At 68.9% G+C, this 15,499-nt stretch carries 14 protein-coding genes; 7 read left to right on the top strand and 7 right to left on the bottom strand.

All coding sequences use genetic code 11. The annotated features are described in order from the left end of the window. The first annotated feature begins 360 nt into the window (after window positions 1–360). The 3 genes from KY572_RS04635 to KY572_RS04645 are packed head-to-tail and all read left to right on the top strand — an operon-like array spanning window position 361 to window position 4,410. On the top strand, window positions 361–2,496 hold the full coding sequence (locus tag KY572_RS04635) for a lytic transglycosylase domain-containing protein (RefSeq protein ID WP_224240942.1): 2,136 nt from the start codon (window positions 361–363) through the stop codon (window positions 2,494–2,496). Between the two features lie 56 nt (window positions 2,497–2,552). Next, the gene (locus KY572_RS04640; protein WP_456077660.1) at window positions 2,553–3,824 is read left to right on the top strand and encodes an AHH domain-containing protein; all 1,272 of its coding nucleotides are present in this window, start codon (window positions 2,553–2,555) and stop codon (window positions 3,822–3,824) included. Between the two features lie 16 nt (window positions 3,825–3,840). Then, a complete protein-coding gene (locus KY572_RS04645) occupies window positions 3,841–4,410 on the top strand; it encodes an imm11 family protein (protein ID WP_263451365.1) in 570 nt (189 codons plus the stop codon). 43 nt (window positions 4,411–4,453) lie between these two features. Here KY572_RS04645 and cmk read toward each other — a convergent pair whose 3' ends face one another. Both cmk and KY572_RS04655 read right to left on the bottom strand, forming a co-directional pair. Then, window positions 4,454–5,143, bottom strand: coding sequence for a (d)CMP kinase (gene cmk / locus KY572_RS04650; protein ID WP_224240945.1), 690 nt, complete (start codon window positions 5,141–5,143; stop codon window positions 4,454–4,456). A 14-nt stretch (window positions 5,144–5,157) separates the two neighbouring features. Then, entirely contained in the window at window positions 5,158–6,126 is a 969-nt protein-coding gene (locus KY572_RS04655; RefSeq protein WP_224240946.1) for an acetyl-CoA carboxylase carboxyltransferase subunit alpha, read from the bottom strand. 113 nt (window positions 6,127–6,239) lie between these two features. On the opposite strand from KY572_RS04655, the gene KY572_RS04660 reads away from it, so the two are divergent. Beyond that, window positions 6,240–6,947, top strand: coding sequence for a tetratricopeptide repeat protein (locus tag KY572_RS04660; protein WP_224240947.1), 708 nt, complete (start codon window positions 6,240–6,242; stop codon window positions 6,945–6,947). A 72-nt stretch (window positions 6,948–7,019) separates the two neighbouring features. Here the strand turns inward: KY572_RS04660 and KY572_RS04665 are convergent, their stop codons facing one another. The 4 genes from KY572_RS04665 to KY572_RS04680 all read right to left on the bottom strand — a co-directional run bounded on the left by KY572_RS04665 (window position 7,020) and on the right by KY572_RS04680 (window position 12,140). Continuing rightward, on the bottom strand, window positions 7,020–8,975 hold the full coding sequence (locus KY572_RS04665; RefSeq protein ID WP_224240948.1) for an ArsA family ATPase: 1,956 nt from the start codon (window positions 8,973–8,975) through the stop codon (window positions 7,020–7,022). Window positions 8,976–9,262: 287 nt separating this feature from the next. Further along, on the bottom strand, window positions 9,263–10,702 hold the full coding sequence (nla6, locus tag KY572_RS04670) for an enhancer binding protein Nla6 (protein ID WP_224240949.1): 1,440 nt from the start codon (window positions 10,700–10,702) through the stop codon (window positions 9,263–9,265). 81 nt (window positions 10,703–10,783) lie between these two features. Continuing rightward, window positions 10,784–11,434 carry a histidine kinase dimerization/phospho-acceptor domain-containing protein gene (locus KY572_RS04675; RefSeq protein WP_224240950.1) on the bottom strand — a complete coding sequence of 217 codons (651 nt, stop codon included), beginning with the start codon at window positions 11,432–11,434 and terminating at the stop codon, window positions 10,784–10,786. Window positions 11,435–11,687: 253 nt separating this feature from the next. Further along, a complete protein-coding gene (locus KY572_RS04680) occupies window positions 11,688–12,140 on the bottom strand; it encodes a deoxycytidylate deaminase (protein ID WP_224240951.1) in 453 nt (150 codons plus the stop codon). A 154-nt stretch (window positions 12,141–12,294) separates the two neighbouring features. Here KY572_RS04680 and KY572_RS04685 point away from each other — a divergent pair, with 154 nt between their 5' ends. The 3 genes from KY572_RS04685 (at window position 12,295) to KY572_RS04695 (ending at window position 14,617) form a co-directional block, all read left to right on the top strand. After that, complete coding sequence (locus tag KY572_RS04685) at window positions 12,295–12,612, top strand: hypothetical protein (protein ID WP_224240952.1); 318 nt, start codon at window positions 12,295–12,297, stop codon at window positions 12,610–12,612. Window positions 12,613–12,673: 61 nt separating this feature from the next. Further along, window positions 12,674–13,819 (top strand): glycosyltransferase family 4 protein, encoded by a 1,146-nt coding sequence (locus tag KY572_RS04690; RefSeq protein ID WP_224240953.1) that lies wholly within the window; start codon window positions 12,674–12,676, stop codon window positions 13,817–13,819. A gap of 153 nt (window positions 13,820–13,972) precedes the next feature. Further along, the gene (locus tag KY572_RS04695) at window positions 13,973–14,617 is read left to right on the top strand and encodes a nuclear transport factor 2 family protein (protein WP_224240954.1); all 645 of its coding nucleotides are present in this window, start codon (window positions 13,973–13,975) and stop codon (window positions 14,615–14,617) included. 183 nt (window positions 14,618–14,800) lie between these two features. Here KY572_RS04695 and msrA read toward each other — a convergent pair whose 3' ends face one another. Then, window positions 14,801–15,496 (bottom strand): peptide-methionine (S)-S-oxide reductase MsrA, encoded by a 696-nt coding sequence (gene msrA / locus KY572_RS04700; protein WP_224240955.1) that lies wholly within the window; start codon window positions 15,494–15,496, stop codon window positions 14,801–14,803. Window positions 15,497–15,499: the final 3 nt, after the last annotated feature.

Genomic DNA, 15,499 nt, shown 5'->3' on the forward strand with positions numbered 1-15,499 from the left:
GAGCCCTCCCACGGTAATCAGATCCCCCCCGAGCTCTGGTGAAACGGTGCTTCGGTACTGCGACTGCTGACGGCCGCCCCTACCACCGGTAGCGGGCGACCTCATGTGGCGGCGCAACCTAATGAGGTCCTCGGCGTGACGCAATGGGTCGAGGCCACATGTCTCCCTACATGACACTCCAACGGGTGGCGTGCACCCCGGAGGACTGCTGGTGAACACTCCCCAGGTCCTCTTGCGCGCGCCGATCTAGGACTTGTTGGGGCGGCTGTCAAACGACCCCCGGAACAGCTGCTCGGAGGAATGCCCCCGGAACGCCCTGCGTTAAAATGCGCTCAGGGTGCGACCGGAGAGGCAAGACCCATGAAGTGGAGTGGATTGGTGGCGGGGCTCTTTTCGGGGGCGGCGCTGGCGCAGGCCCCGGCGACGCTGGAGGCCGTGCGACTGCATCGTCCCGAGGCGGCGACGCTCGTCCGCGAGGAGCTGAAGGCCTGTGACGCGCGTAAGTGCCCGGATTCCGGGCGCCTGGCGCTGCTGGCCGGCACGCTGGTGCTCTCCGAGGGCGAGGCGGCCGAGGCCCGGCGGATCCTCGAGACCCACCCGCCTCCGGCCGCGCTGGAGGCCTTCCACGCTTATTACCGGGGTCAGGCGGCCTTCTACTCGGGAGACGCGGCAGGGGCGGCGGCGGCCTTCTCCGAGGCCGTGCAGAAGGCTCCGCCCTCGCTGGAGCCCCGGGCGCGGGCCCGGCTGGGCGAGGCGCTGCTGAAGGCCGGGAAGGCCGCGAAGGCCGCGCCGGTGCTGGAGACGGCCGCCAGCCAGACGCCCTCGGCGGAGCTGTTCTACGAGCGCGCCCAGGCGCGGTTCGCCACGGGCAATGCGGCGGGCGCGAAGGAGGACCTGCGCACGGTGGTGCTGCGCTACGCCACGCACCCGTACGCGGACGAGGCGCTCGCGCAGCTGGAGGCGCTCAAGCCGCCGGTGCGGCTGACGCTGTCCGAGCACCTGCGTCGGGCCCGGGAGCTGATGGAGGGCGGCCAGGCGTCGCGAGCGCTGACGGAGCTGGACACGGCGCAGGAGCGCAAGCTGGTGAAGAGCGCGCCGGAGCGGGCCGAGGTGGCGCTGGTGCGGGCGCAGGCGCTGTTCGCGACGGGCAAGGCGGAGGAGGCGGAGAAGTCGCTGGCCGAGGCTCGCAAGGGTCCGCCGCCGGTGGCCTCGGAGGCGGCGCTGGTGACGGCGCGGCGGGCGCTGCGGGCCAACGAGAACGAGAAGGCGCGGGCGCTGATGGCGGGCCTGGACAAGGCCTGGGCGAAGTGGCCCGCGGGCAACGAGGGCGCGTTCTTCGCCGGCTGGCTGGATCTGCAGGGCGGGCGCTTCGAGGACGCGGTGAAGGCGTTCGCCAGCTTCGAGCAGCGCTACCCGCGCTCGCGGCGGCGGGACGAGGGCATGTGGTTCCGGGCGCTCGCGCTGCTGCGGCTGGAGAAGTACTCCGAGGCCCGGGAGCAGCTGGGCCGGCTGGTGGACAACTTCCCGCGCAGCAGCCTGGTGCCGCAGGCGCGCTACTGGATGGCGCGGAGCCAGGAGCTGGGCGGCGCGTCGGCGGACGTCACGGGCCCCGAGTACGAGGCGGTGATCCGCATCGCTCCTGCCTCCTTCTATTCGCTGCTGGCCGGTGAGCGGCTGCGCGCGCTGGGCCGCACGCCCCCGCCGGTGTTCCCGGAGCCGCCGAAGCGGCTCACCGTGCAGCGTCCGCAGGAGCTGGAGCTGGCGGTGGCGCTCACGGAGGCGGGGCTCTTCCCGGACGCGTCCGAGGAGGTGGAGTCACGAGCCTCGCGCATCCGGTCGTCCGAGCAGGCCCTGCCGTTCGTGCACGCGCTCCTGTCGATGGGCGAGTACGGCTATGCGCACGCGGTCGCGGCGCGCCTGCTGTGGGGCCGGGCCTTCGGTGAGCGGGCTCCGGAGGCGCTGGCGGCCTTCTACCCGAAGGCGTTCGCCTCGGCGGTGGAGGCGGCGGCCACGCGCAACGAGGTGGAGCCGTACCTGGTGTGGGCGATCATGCGGCGGGAGAGCGCGTTCCGTCCGGAGGTGGCGAGCGCGGCGGATGCTCGCGGGCTGATGCAGATCATCCCGCCGACGGGGACGGCGATCGCGGAGAAGCTCGCGGAGCCGCGCCCGAACCCGGCGGATCTGTTCGCGCCGGACCTCAACATCCGGTACGGGGCCTGGTACCTGTCGCAGCTGATGAAGCGCTTCTCGCACCCGGTGCTGGCGGCAGCGGCCTACAACGCGGGCCCGAAGGCCACGGCGAAGTGGGCGCAGGAGAAGGGCTCGCTGCCGCTGGATCTCTTCGTGGAGGAGATCCCCTTCCGAGAGACGCGAGGCTACGTGAAGCAGGTGGTGGCGGACCTCTACCTCTACCGCGCGTTCTACGGCGGAGGCGCGGCGCTCCCACCGCTGGCGCTGACGGTCCCCTCCCCCTCCGTGGAAGGCGTGAATTTCTAGAGGTCCTTCGGCCCCTCGCCGTAGGCTGGACCCCTCCTCGGCGTGGAGGGCGTCACATGGCATGTCGCCTGACTGTCGCGATCTTGCTGATGGCTTTTGCCACCGCGTGCTCCTCGGCGCGCGTGGTTCGGCTGGACACAGGACAAGGTGTCCCACGAGAGCACCGGCCGCCCGCCTCGAACGCGCCCTTCCCGATAGCCGCAACCGCGTTCGAGAGCGCACTCTCGCGTCTGGTGCTGCAGGCTCCCCTCTCCCTCGTACCCGTCCAGCACGGCCAGCTGGTACGCGCGTCCCATCCCCACAACGATGGAGACACGCGATGGCAGCGCCTCATGAGCAGGAGCTATGCAGGCATCTGCGAACCAGGCCATCGAAGAGCCGATTGCCTCTCCCTGCTCGACGATGTGGCGGGCCTGACGGAGTGGGACAAGCTGGGGGTGGCCCTGGGCCTGTCGCTCGAACCCATGAAGGAGAGCATCTCTCGGGCGGTGGAGAACACCCTGGCCCCGCAGCTCTTCTATACGGTGATTGCCACGGGCCTCATTTCCTGGGCCATCCTGGCCGCCAATCCCGAGCCGGTCTTCACCAAGGCAGCGGCGATCGTCTCAGCGGTGATGTTGCTCTACCTGGGAGTGGAGACCTTCCTGGAGGTGGTCAGGGCGAGCAGGGAGCTGAAGCGGGCCTCTGACCGGGCCACCACCTTCGAGGAGTTGCAGCAGGCGGGTCGACGCTTCGCGCACCGGATAGGCCCCGAGGTGGCTCGTGTCTTCGTCCTTGCGGTGACGGTGGTCGTGAGCCACGGAATGGCTGGTGGCTCCGCGTGGCTGGCTGGACGGCTGTCGAGACTGCCTGGCTTCTCGGAGGCAGCGGTCCTGGGGGCCTCCCAGGTGGGCGTGAATCTGGCGAACGTGGGACAGGTGAGCGCGGTGGCTGTTTCCACCGAGGGCACCATCACCCTCACGCTGGCACCTGCGGCGGTGGCAATGGAGGCCCGGGATCCGCTACTGCACGAGCACCACATCGCTACCGATAAGTGGCTCGAGGCCACTCACAGCGGGGGACCGTGGACACCCCAGTTCCAGAAGCTCTTTGATCGGGCCGGCATGTCGTTGAACGACCCCGCCAACAAGGTACGCGTCCGAGGCCATCGCGGGCCTCATCCCGAGGAGTACCACCGCGAGATCTTCCGTCGTCTGCGCGACTCCATGAGAGAGTGCCGCGGCACGCACCAGTGCCGCGAGGCCCTGACCTCGGAGCTCAAGAAGCTGGCACAGGAGATCTGCACGGAGAGCTCCTACCTCAACAAGCTGATCACCCCGAGCCAGTGAGAGCCAGGAGCGCTGAATGCCCAAGCGGTACTTCGACCTGTTTGAGGATCTCCACGTTCCCGGGCGTTGGTCTCTGGATGACCCCGTGGATCCACGAGGACCTGAAGTAGACGTGTGGCAGTTCGAGCGGGGCAGCCGCATCGACGTGGAGGGACGACTCCGGGTCCCGGTGGACCGTCCTGGCAAGTCACTGGACTTCAGCATGACACCCGTGGGCGGAGCCCCCGTCGTCCACGCACGAGTGGCCTCTCTCCTCGCGAGCATGGCGCCCACGGACGTGCAGCTCGTGCCCGTGGAGATAGAAGGCCAGACCGAGGAGTTCTTCATCCTCAACGTCACGCGGGTGGTGAAGTGCATCGACGACAAGGCCTCTGGAGAGGTCCAATATTGGAAGCCAGAGGACGGGCGCCCCGAGAAGACCGGCAAGTACCGGGCTGTCCATGGCATGCGCATCGACCCGTCGAAGGTCGGTGATGCCAAGGTCTTCCGGCCCTGGGGCTGGATGGGGGCACTCCTCGTCTCCGAGGAGATCAAGGAGGCCCTGGAGCGCAGCGGAGCGACAGGGACGAAGTTCAAGGAGGTCTGACGCCTCCTGCCTTCGGCCTCCCTTCAAGAGCCGAGCAGTGGGCTCAGCCGCCGCGCTTCGCGAGCCGACGGAGGATCTCGTCCTCCATCTTGTGGACCACCTCGGACAGGGGCAGCGAGCTGGAGTCCATGCGCACCGCGTCCTCGGCGGCCTTCAGCGGCGCCACGGCCCGGGCCGAGTCGTCCCGGTCCCGCTTGGTCTGGTCCGCCAGCACATCCTCGAGCGAGCTCTCCACGCCCTTCTGGAACAGCTCCTCGAAGCGGCGCCTGGCGCGCACCTCGGGCGAGGCCTCCAGAAAGAACTTGGCGTCCGCGTCCGGGAACACCACCGTGCCGATGTCCCGCCCCTCGAGGATGGCGCCCTTCTGGGCCTCCAGCGCCAGCCGCCGCTGCAGCGCCAGCAGCCCCGAGCGCACCACCGGGCGGCTCGACACCTGCGAGGCCGCCATGGAGTTCTCCGGCGTGCGGATCTCCCCGGACACGTCCTGCCCGTCCAGGAAGACGTGGTTCTCCTCGCCCACCACCTGGAAGTGGATGTGGATGCGCCCGAGCAGCTCGCCCAGCCGCTCGTCGTCATCGAACGCGATGCTCTCGCGCCGGGCCATCAGCGCCACGCACCGGTAGATGGCGCCCGTGTCCACCAGATCGAACCCGAGCCGCCGCGCCAGCAGCTTGGACACCGTGGACTTGCCGGCACCCGCGGGCCCGTCGATGGCGACGATGAATGGTCTCACGCGCGCACTCTCCCTCAGCGCCCGGAGAACATGCCGAGCGCGCGGAACTTGTCGTAGCGGTCCTTCACCAGCTCGTCGGGGGTGAGCTCCGCCAGCTCGCTCAGGTGCTTGCGCAGCACCTTGCCCAGGTTCTCCGCCGTCTTCGGCGGATCCCGGTGCGCGCCACCCGCGGGCTCGGGGACCACCTCGTCGATGACCTTGAGGCCCAGCAAATCCTTGGCGGTGAGCTTGAGCGCGTCCGCGGCCTTCTCCGCCTGCGAGGAGTCACGGAAGAGGATGGAGGCGCAGCCCTCGGGCGAGATGACCGAGTACACGCTGTTCTGCATCATCAGCACGCGGTTGCCCACGCCGATGGCCAGCGCGCCACCCGAGCCACCCTCTCCAATCACGGTGGAGATGATGGGCACCTTCAGCCGGCTCATGACTTCCAGGTTGACGGCGATGGCCTCGGCCTGGCCGCGCTCCTCGGCGCCGATGCCCGGGTAGGCGCCAGAGGTGTCCACGAAGGTGAGGATGGGCTTCTCGAAGCGCTCGGCCAGCTCCATCAGCCGCAGCGCCTTGCGGTAGCCCTCGGGGCGCGGCATGCCGAAGTTGCGCGCCATGTTCTCCTTGGTGCTGCGGCCCTTCTGGTGGCCGATCAGCATCACCGGCTTGCCGTCCAGCCGCGCGAAGCCTCCCACGATGGAGGGATCCTCTCCGAAGCGGCGGTCGCCACACAGCTCGAAGAAGTCGGTGAACAGCAGCTGCACGTAGTCCAGGAAGTAGGGCCGAGCGCTGTGGCGCGACAGCTGCACCACCTGCCAGCGCGACAGATCGCTGAAGATCTCCGTCTGGAGCTTCTTGGCCTTCTTCTCCAGCTTGGCAATCTCCGAGGAGAAGTCCACGGTGCCGCTGGTGGAGAGGGCCTTGAGCTCCTCGATCTTCTTCTCCAGTTCGATGAGCGGGCGTTCGAAGTCGAGCGCGTAACCAGTACCGGTCGCCATGGCGCCGACCTAGCACCTGGCGCCCAGGGCTTCAACGTGCAACCCACTTCGCACCCCTGCCCCTGTTACGCGGTGCGTAGAATGAGCACTCTGTGCCTCCCGTCCGGAGAGACATGATGCGCCTGCTCCCCCCGCTGCTCGCCCTGCTCCTGGCCCTGCCGGCCGCCGCCCAGCCCGCCGCGCCCGCACCGTCCGCCAGGCAACTCAACACGGAGGGCTTCCGCCTCTACCAGGACGGCAAGTACCCCGAAGCCCTGGAGAAGTTCATGGCCGCGGTCCAGGCGGACCCCAAGCACGCCCTGGCCCAGTACAACGTGGCGGCCACACTCGGAGTGCTGCGCAAGCAGGGCCTCATCTGCGAGCACAGCGCCTACAAGAGCAGCATCGTCGAGCACCTCACCGCCGCGGTGAAGCTGGATGCGAAGCGGCTCAAGCGCGCCAAGGAGGACGCCGACCTGGACCCCATCCGGGACACGGTGGGGTGGCAGCGCCTGCTGGGCCTGTCCCCCACGCGCGCGGCGGACGTGCCGCAGATCCTTCGCAAGGTGGGCTGGCACGGCCCCGGCGTGGGCGTCTACGGGACGCTGGTGACGCTGCGCTTCGAGGACGGGGGCAAGGTGTCCATGGTGAAGAAGGTCCCCCAGGACGAGGGCCCGCCCAAGCCGGAAACCCTCACGGGCACCTACTCCGTGAAGGCCGGCAAGGTGGAGGTGCGCTTCCCCAACCAGAAGCCGGACACGGGCACCCTCGACGCCCAGGGCACGCTCACCTTCAAGACGCTGGGCCCCTTCTTCGACGCGCCGTCCGAGTGCGACGCCTGAAAAGCCGACACCCCCTCCCGCGCGCTCACGAGCGGCGGACAGGGGGCGCCACGTCCAGCTTCAGGCTGGCCCTCAGGCCGCCTTGATCTTCACCGGAGCGGACAGGGCGTACCAAGCGGTGCGGAACGCCTTCAGCTCGCGCAGGCCCGCCGGGTGACGGCCGAGCGCCGGAGCCATCGTCACCGGCAGGCCAATCTTCTTCTCGATGGCCTTGGCCGCGTTGAGCTCCAGCTTGCGGCGGTTCTCGCACTTGGGGCACGTGGACTTCGGGCCCACGCGGTTGACGAGCACCCGCTCCACCTGGAGCTTCTTCTCCTTCAGGTACTCCACCAGCCGCTCGGTGCGCGAGGCCGCCAGATCCTCGCCGCGCGTGACGACGACGAAGCGGGACTCGGTGGGCGAGGCCAGCGCCTCCTCGAAGCGCTTCACGTGCTTGAGCATCGCGGCCACGTCATCGGCCAGCTCGCCCAGGCCCTTGGCCTTGTACTTGGACACGATGCCGTGCAGCGCGCCCAGCCACGTCTTCGCCGCGTCCGCCAGCTCCACCACCCGCATGGAGGTGATCATCGGCGACGGATCCACGACGATGCGCTTGAAGCGCTCCTGCACCAGCGCGTCCGTGAGGCACGAGAGCGCCGCGAACTCGTCGATGCACGGCGGGGCGCACTCCAGCAGGTTGCGCAGCGCGACCAGGTCGGCCGGCACATCCCCCGTCTTCGGCGCGCCCTCGTAGGCCTTCTCCGCCTTCTCCTTCAGGCGCTTGCGCAGGGCGTTGAACCAGCCGTTCACGTCCAGCTCGCGGGCGTAGAGGCCCTTGGTGCCCTTCACCTGCGTCTCGGTGTCCGTCAGCCGGCTCTGCAGCACGTCCGACAGCGAGTGCGCCGGATCCGTGGAGATGAGGAGCACCGGCCCCTCCTTCTCCGTCAGCGTCACCGCGGCGGCCGCCGCGCACGAGCTCTTGCCCACCCCGCCCTGCCCCACGAAGAAGATGAGCCGCGTGGGCGGCAGCGGCGGCGCGGCGATGGGCGGCATGGACGGCGCACGCACCAGCGCCGGAGGACCCTCGGCGGCCGAGAACTCCAGCGCCTTGGTCTCCTTGCCTCCACGCCACTCCTTGCCGAAGTCCTTGAGCCCGTCCACCCCGCGCGGCGCCAGCTCTCGCTTCCCGATGAGCTGCACCGGCACGGTCTTGTCCAACCCCTGGAACTTGCGCACGTGCGGGGCCTGAAGGCCTCGGCGGCCCTGACAGGCCGGACAGCCGCCGCGCTCCTCCACCTGGTTGACGAGAATCTCCGTCACCGGGATGGAGCGCTCGCGCAGCTGCGCGAAGTACATGCGCGTCTGCGCCTCGGGCACCGGCTCGGCCAGCGCCACCAGGTGGAACGCGGTGCGCGCCGGATCCTTGAGCAGCGCCAAGAGCCGCTCCGCCTTGCCGCCCACCTCTTCCAGGAAGCTCGGCTCGGCGGGAGCGGGCTCCTTCTTGCCCTTGCCGCCGCTGGCCGGCTTCTCCGCCCCGGCCTTCACGATGCCCAGGAACTTGCGCACGCCCTGGGGTAGATCGAAAAGGCGCAGGGTGTGGCTCGTGGGCGCGCAGTCCACGACGATGCGATCGAACTCCTTGGCCTCGAGCAGCTCCAGCACCTGGAAGAAGCTCACCAGCTCCTCGAGCCCCGGTACCGCCTGGGCGAAGAGCTTGCCGAGATCCTCCTCCGACAGCACCGAGCCCTTCGCGGCGGCCTTCTCCAGCGCGGGCACGTAATTCGCGGCGAAGGGCTTGAGCAGCGCCGCAGGCTCCAGTTCCGCCGCGTACAGCCCACCTTCGCCCTTGCCAGCCACCAGCTTCGTGGGCTTGGCTGGGAGCTTCTTCTTCACCAGATCGGACAGCGTGCGCGCCGGATCCAGCGAAACCAGAAGCACCTTCTCCTTGGGCGCGTCATCAGCCAGATTCAACGCATAGGACGCGGCGAGCGTGCTCTTGCCAACACCACCCTTGCCGCCGAAGAAGTGAAGTACTCGCGCATCGCTCATTGCGTCGTGGCCTTCCTTGACGCCCCCCGACGGCTCCAAATCGTCCATCCGTAGACAGCCGCAGATCAGGCGCTGGAGTTCCCAGCCAGGTCATGGCCTGCACCGGAACCCCATGTGTGAGAGGCCCCGAGAATCCCCCGTCCAGAGGGTAAAAGTCAAGAAGTGACGCGGGTTTTGCAGCACTGACACACCCTCATGACGCGGTGTGCCAGCCTGCCTGGAAGCACTGCTGCCGGGGAACTCCAAAGGCGCGAAATCCGGGCCGGAATTCCTACCTGGAGGGTCTACTACCGGAAGTCTGCCTCACCTGATCCACTGCTACCCTCTCCGCCGGCGGCCTTGATGAGGCCCCCTGCCACCCCCTGGCCCTGCTGGCGGGCCTCGGCGGCGTACCGGTTGAGCTTGTTGTAGAGGGTCTTTTCCGACACCCCCAGGATCTCCGCCGTGCGGGCCTTGTTGTTCCCGTTGCGCTGGAGGCTGCCGAGGATGTACTCGCGCTCCACCGCGTCCAGCGACAGGCCGTAGGGCAGGCGGAAGGAGTGGCGCTCGGGGCTCTTGCCCGCCATGTCGGGGGGCAGGTGCTCGCGGGTGATGAGCTCGCCGTCGCAGAGGATGACGGCGCGCTCCACCGCGTTGCGCAGCTCGCGGATGTTGCCCGGCCAGTCGTGCGACTTGAGGACCTCCATCGCCTCCGGGTGCACGCCGGTGACGCGCTTGGCCGAGTCCCCGCCGAACTTCTCCACGAAGTGCTGCACCAGGATGGGGATGTCCTCCCGGCGCTCGCGCAGGGGCGGCAGGTGGACCTGGAACACGTTGAGGCGGAAGTAGAGATCCTCGCGGAAGCGCTGGTTCTTGATCTCCTGCTTGAGGTCGCGGTTCGTGGCGCACAGCACGCGCACGTCCACTTCAATCTCCACCTTGCCACCCAGCCGGCGCAGGCGGCCCTCCTCGAGCACGCGCAGCAGCTTGGCCTGCAGCTCGATGGGGATCTCACCCAGCTCGTCCAGGAAGAGCGTGCCGCCGTGGGCCATCTCGAAGACGCCCGGGCGGCGCTGATCGGCGCCGGTGAAGGCGCCGCGCTCGTGGCCGAAGAACTCGGACTCGATGAGGGTGGCCGGGATGGAGGCGCAGTTGATGGCGATGAAGGGCTTCTCGCGCCGCAGGGACAGGTTGTGGATGGCGCGCGCCACCACCTCCTTGCCCGTGCCGGACTCGCCGGAGATGGCCACGCTCGCCTTGGAGGGCGCCACCTTCTCGATCAGCTCGCCCACCTTCCGCATCACTCCGGACTGGGCGATCAGATCCTGCTGCCCCAGCTGCTTGAGGCGCCGACGCAGCGTCTGCACCTCGCGCTGCGTCTCCTTCTTCTCGAGGGCCCGCTCGATGCAGACCTTCAGCCGCGCGATGTTGAGCGGCTTCTCGATGAAGTCGTAGGCGCCCTCCTTGATCGCCGCCACGGCGGCGTCGATGGTGCCTCGGCCGGTGAGGAACACGACGGGGCAGTCCGGCAGCTCCTCGCGAAGCTGCCGCATCAGCCACAGCCCGTCCGTCTCCGGCATCGCCAGGTCCGACAAGACGACGTCCGGCCGGAACTCCCCCGCCTTGCGCAGGGCGTCGTGCCCGTCGAACGCGACCTCGACTTTGTGCCCCCAGGAGCTGAGCATTTCCGCCAGCGCCTCGCACGTCGCGCGCTCGTCATCTACGGCCAGAATTCGTGCGCTGCCCAAGATGAAGACCTCCCTACTGCGTTCACTCGCAATCGATGAACCAACAACTGGATGTAAAGAAACGCGACCGATCGAAGGGACTCAGGCGCGAGAGAAGATGAAGCGGCAGACACCGGCTCGGATCTGGAACTCCACGCCCAATTGCGCGCAGCGGAGCCCCAGCGCCGCCACCACGTCGGGCGTCTGCTCGGGCGCACTGCCCCCGGCATCCGTCACCTCGAGCACCGCGTGCGAGCCCTCGACGCGTACGGCGACGCCCACCTCGGTCCCCGCCTCCGAGCGCGCGAAGGCGCGCAGCAGGGACTGGACGAGGAAGAAGCTCAGCTCGCTGGTGTCCTGCAGCCGCACCTTGACGTCTGGCTCGATGGCGGTCTGCAGCTTCAGGCGCCGCCGCCGGCTCTCGTGAGCCAGCACGTCCAGGGAGCGCCTGGCGACCTCGGACAGGCCCGCCTCCCCCGGCCCACCGCCGCGCAGGACGATGAAGTCCGAGAACTGGCGCAGGATGCCGTCCACGCGCTGGATCTGATCGCGCATGGCCTTGATGTTCTTCGCCTGCGACGCAGGCACCTCGCCCGTCTCCCCCTTGAGCTTCTCGGAGAGCACCTCGAGGTTGATCGAGAGCGCGTTGAGCGGGTTGCGCACGTCGTGCAGGAGGCTATCCATGAGCGTGGGGACCGCGCCGTAGCGCGCCGCTCCCACCACCGGATCCGAGCCCTCCTGAACCGCAGGCACACTGGTCACTGCCGTGGACGTAACCACTGGGAACTCCTCAGGAAATATCACCATCCGCCGCGCCCCGCCTACCGGTGCGAGGATTTAGGGAGCGCCCTGTAAAACGGCAACCCCTGGGCCGGTAATTCTTGCCGAAGTCGAGGAAATCCCCTGTCAGTCCGCCTGCTTGGCAGGCTCCGGAAGTGTCCGCGGTGAGACGTTCCACTGGCACGCCCACCTCGCCCTGTCGACCGGTGAACGGTGCGTGAGGCGCTCAGCGAGGCTCGGGCGGCTGGGCGGCTTCACCGAGCCCGGTGAGCTCCAGGCCGATCTTCGCCGCGTACTCGAAGATGCGCGGATCCCGGTAGAACTCGCCGAAGACGATGCGGGTGCAGCCGCTGTTGGCGATCAGCTTGAAGCACGGCCAGCAGGGGCTGGCGGTGGTGTAGATGGTGGCCCCGTCGATGGCGACGCCGTTCTTGGCGGCCTGGATGATGGCGTTGGCCTCGGCGTGGACGGTGGCCACGCAGTGGCCGTTCTCCATCATGTGGCCCACGTCGTCGCAGTGAGGCAGGCCGCGGATGGAGCCGTTGTAGCCCGTGGAGAGGATGGTGCGGTCCCTCACGAGCAGGGCGCCCACGTGCTTGCGATCACAGGTGGCCCGGGTGGCCACCTGCCGCGCGATGTCCATGAAGTACTGATCCCACGAGCTGCGCTGCTGGGCCAAGGCGCCTCCTCCGATGCGAGCCGGCGCGCGGTGTAGCGCGACGGGCCGGGGATTCCAATGCCCCACACCTGTCGTCCGGCGGACGAAGGTCGGGCTTCGAACCTTGGTGCGATGCGCGCGCATCCCCAGTTTCCCTACCGGAGAGAGGGCCGGCATGAGTCGAGGACACGTGGGGTGGTGGGGAGCGTTGCTGATTGCGGGGCCCGCGCTGGCGCAGGAGCCCGCCGCCGAGGTGCGGAGCCTGCGCGAGGTGCAAGGCCCCATCAAGGCGGTGAACGCGGCCGGGGGCACGCTGACCCTGGAGCACTCGGGCGGTCAGGTGGAGCTGCGGGTGGATGGCACCACCACCATCTTCCTGCCGGGCCGCACAGGACGACTGGAAGATTTGAGGACGGGCCAGCGCATCCGGGCGGCCTACGAGCCGAGGGAGCGCGGCGCGGCGGCGCAGTGGATCGAGCTGATGGAGCCCTGAAGTCCACAGTCCTGGAAAAGGCCGATCGCATCGCGGGGGCAAGTGACCTAGAAGAGAGGCGATGCGTTTCCTGGTCGCCGCCCAGTTCCTCCCGGATCCGAACAGTGGGTCGGCGGGCTCGGTGCTGGCGGTAGGTCAGGCGCTGGCCGAGCGTGGGCACACGGTGGACTACGAGTGGCTGCCTCCGAACCGGGGACGGCTGCCCCACCCCGCGCTGCAGCGCCACTTCGAGATGCCGGCCCAGCAGCTCCGGGCGCTGGCCTCGCGGCTGAAGGCCCAGCCGTACGACGTGGTGATGGTGAGCCAGCCCTACGCATACCTGGCCTACGAGCTGCTGCCCGCGCTGCACCCGCGCACGCTGTTCCTGAACCGCACCCACGGCTGGGAGCACCGCCTGCTGCGGGCCGAGCAGAGCCTGGGCTACGAGCCGACCAAGACGCTCGGGCGCCGGGTGCTGTCGGGCGCCAGCTCGGCGATGACGGTGATGGCATGCTGGCGGACGGCGCGGGCGGCCCACGGGCTGGTCGCTCCGTCGTCGCTGTGCGCGCGCTTCATCCAGCAGACGTACTCGCTGCCCGACAGCAAGGTGGCCTTCATCGGCTACGGGCTCGACGCGGACTTCCTGGAGTGGCCCCGAGTCGAACCCGCCGTGCGCCTGCCGCGCCTGCTCTTCGTGGGCAACTACCTGGCCCGCAAGGGCACACGGCTCCTGGAGGAGGTGCTGCCGCGCATGGCCCGGCGCTTCCCGGGGCTGGAGCTGTCGTTCGTGGTGCAGCCGGAGGCGATGGCCGAGGTGGAGCGCCGGTACCGCCCGGCCTTCGGCGCGGGGCTGCGGGTGCACCGCTGGATGCCCAGGGCCGAGCTGCGGGAGCTCTACTCCGCGCACGAGGTGCTGCTGTTCCCCTCGCTCTTCGAGGGCTTCGGGAAGACGTGGCTGGAGGGCATGGCCTGCGGGCTGTGCGTCGTGGGCTTCGACGAGGGCGGGCTCGGGGATCTGGCGGAGCACGGCCGCGAGGCCCTCTTCTGCGAAGCGGGCGATGTGGCCGGCTGGGAGCGGCTGCTGGTGGAGGCGCTGGCGAATCCGGAGCGCGTGGCGGAGCTGCGCGGCAGGGCGCAGGAGCGTGCCCGCCAGCGCACCTGGGACGAGACGGCCAAGGACACCGAGCGCTTCTGCGAGCAGCTGCGCGCCGAGCGCGGCCTGGGCTGACTCGGAGTCCATGCGCGGCCGGCCCGCGCTCGGGCTGAGCGTTGGCCATCCGAAGTCACGCGACAGCCACTGTCGACAAACTGACTGCTGGGTTTGACCTCGTTGGCGGACTGCCATAGGAGGCCGCCGTCATTTACCGAGGAGGGGTCACAAATGAAGCGTACGATTCTGGTGTGTACCGCTGCCGTGGTCTTCGCTGGTTCCGCGTGGGCCCAGGACAAGGCGGCGAAGCCCGCGGCTCCCGCGGCGGCTCCCGCTCAGGGCGCTGGGGCGCAGGCAGGCGCGCCGCAGGGCAATGCGCCGGCCATGGACATGACGAAGATGGGTCCGATGGCGCGCAAGCCCACCAACGAGAAGCAGACCAAGAAGGAGATCACCGACTTCTTCAAGAAGATGGAGGAGACCTCGCAGAAGGGCGACATGGAGGCCATGAACGCCATGATCGACTTCCCGGTCCTCATGGTGACCGACGACCTGAAGGGCACGCCCGAGTCGAAGTCGTACAGCCGTGAGGAGTACACGGCGATGATGAAGCCCATGCTCGACAGCATGCCGAAGGACATGAAGACGACCCACAAGCCGACGATCACGGTCCTCTCGGACTCGCTGGCGGCCGTGACCGACGACTTCACGATGACGGTGGGCAAGCAGAAGATCACCGGCCGCAACGCGGGCCTGCTCGTGAAGAAGGACGGTCAGTGGAAGTGGAAGTCGATGGTCGAGGCGGGCTGGGGCGGCATGGACGCTCCGGGCGCCGGTGGCAGCGGCCAGCCGGCCCCCACCGAGGGCAAGCAGTAACGAAGAAGTCTCTTCACACCCCCTGCAAGAGTCCGCGCAACCTGAAACCGGCAGAGGGCCGAGTCCGCCTCCGGCCCCCCTGCCGGGCGAAACCTGTGCGAACTGGTCTGCTTGTCATACCAGTTCGCTGCCGGTCCGCCGACAGGGCGCCCCCCGGGGGGCAGGAACTCCTTCGGAGCGACATCAGTGCTTGGGCGCGTCGTTCCCCCAGACTTCCTTGAGTCGCGCGTCGCGGCCGCATCCGAAGCGGTAGTAGCGATAGCGCACGGGATTCTTCTGGTAGTAGTCCTGGTGGTAGTCCTCGGCCGGGTAGAAGGTGGCGGCGGGGACGAGCTGCGTCACGATGGGCTGCTTGAAGCGGCCCGAGGCCTCGAGCTGCTTCCTGGACTCGTCGGCGAGCCGCTGCTGCTCCGCATCATGGAAGAAGATGGCGGAGCGGTACTGGGAGCCGTGGTCGCAGAACTGGGCGTTGGGCGTGAGCGGGTCCACGTTGTGCCAGAAGACATCGAGCAGCTGGGCGTAGGTCACCTTGCTCGGGTCGTAGACCACCTGGACGGCCTCGGCGTGGCCCGTGGTGCCGCTGGAGACCTCCTCATAGGTGGGGTTGGCCTTGGTGCCGCCGGTGTAGCCGGACGTCGTGGAGACCACGCCCGGCAGCTTGTCGAAGGGGCCCTCCATGCACCAGAAGCAGCCGCCGGCGAAGGTGGCGGTGGCCAGCCTGGGCTTCTCCTCCTTCGCGGGCGAGGCAGCAGGCTGCGCGGCCTGGGGCTCTGGCTTCTTGGAGGGCTCGGGAGTGGCTTGCCCGGAGGCCAGGGCGCCGATTCCCACCAGCGTGGAGGCGACAGCGAGCAAGACGAGACGGGTGGAGCGGGAGGTCATGGC

This window comes from Hyalangium gracile (assembly GCF_020103725.1).
Classification (GTDB): Bacteria; Myxococcota; Myxococcia; order Myxococcales; family Myxococcaceae; genus Hyalangium; species Hyalangium gracile.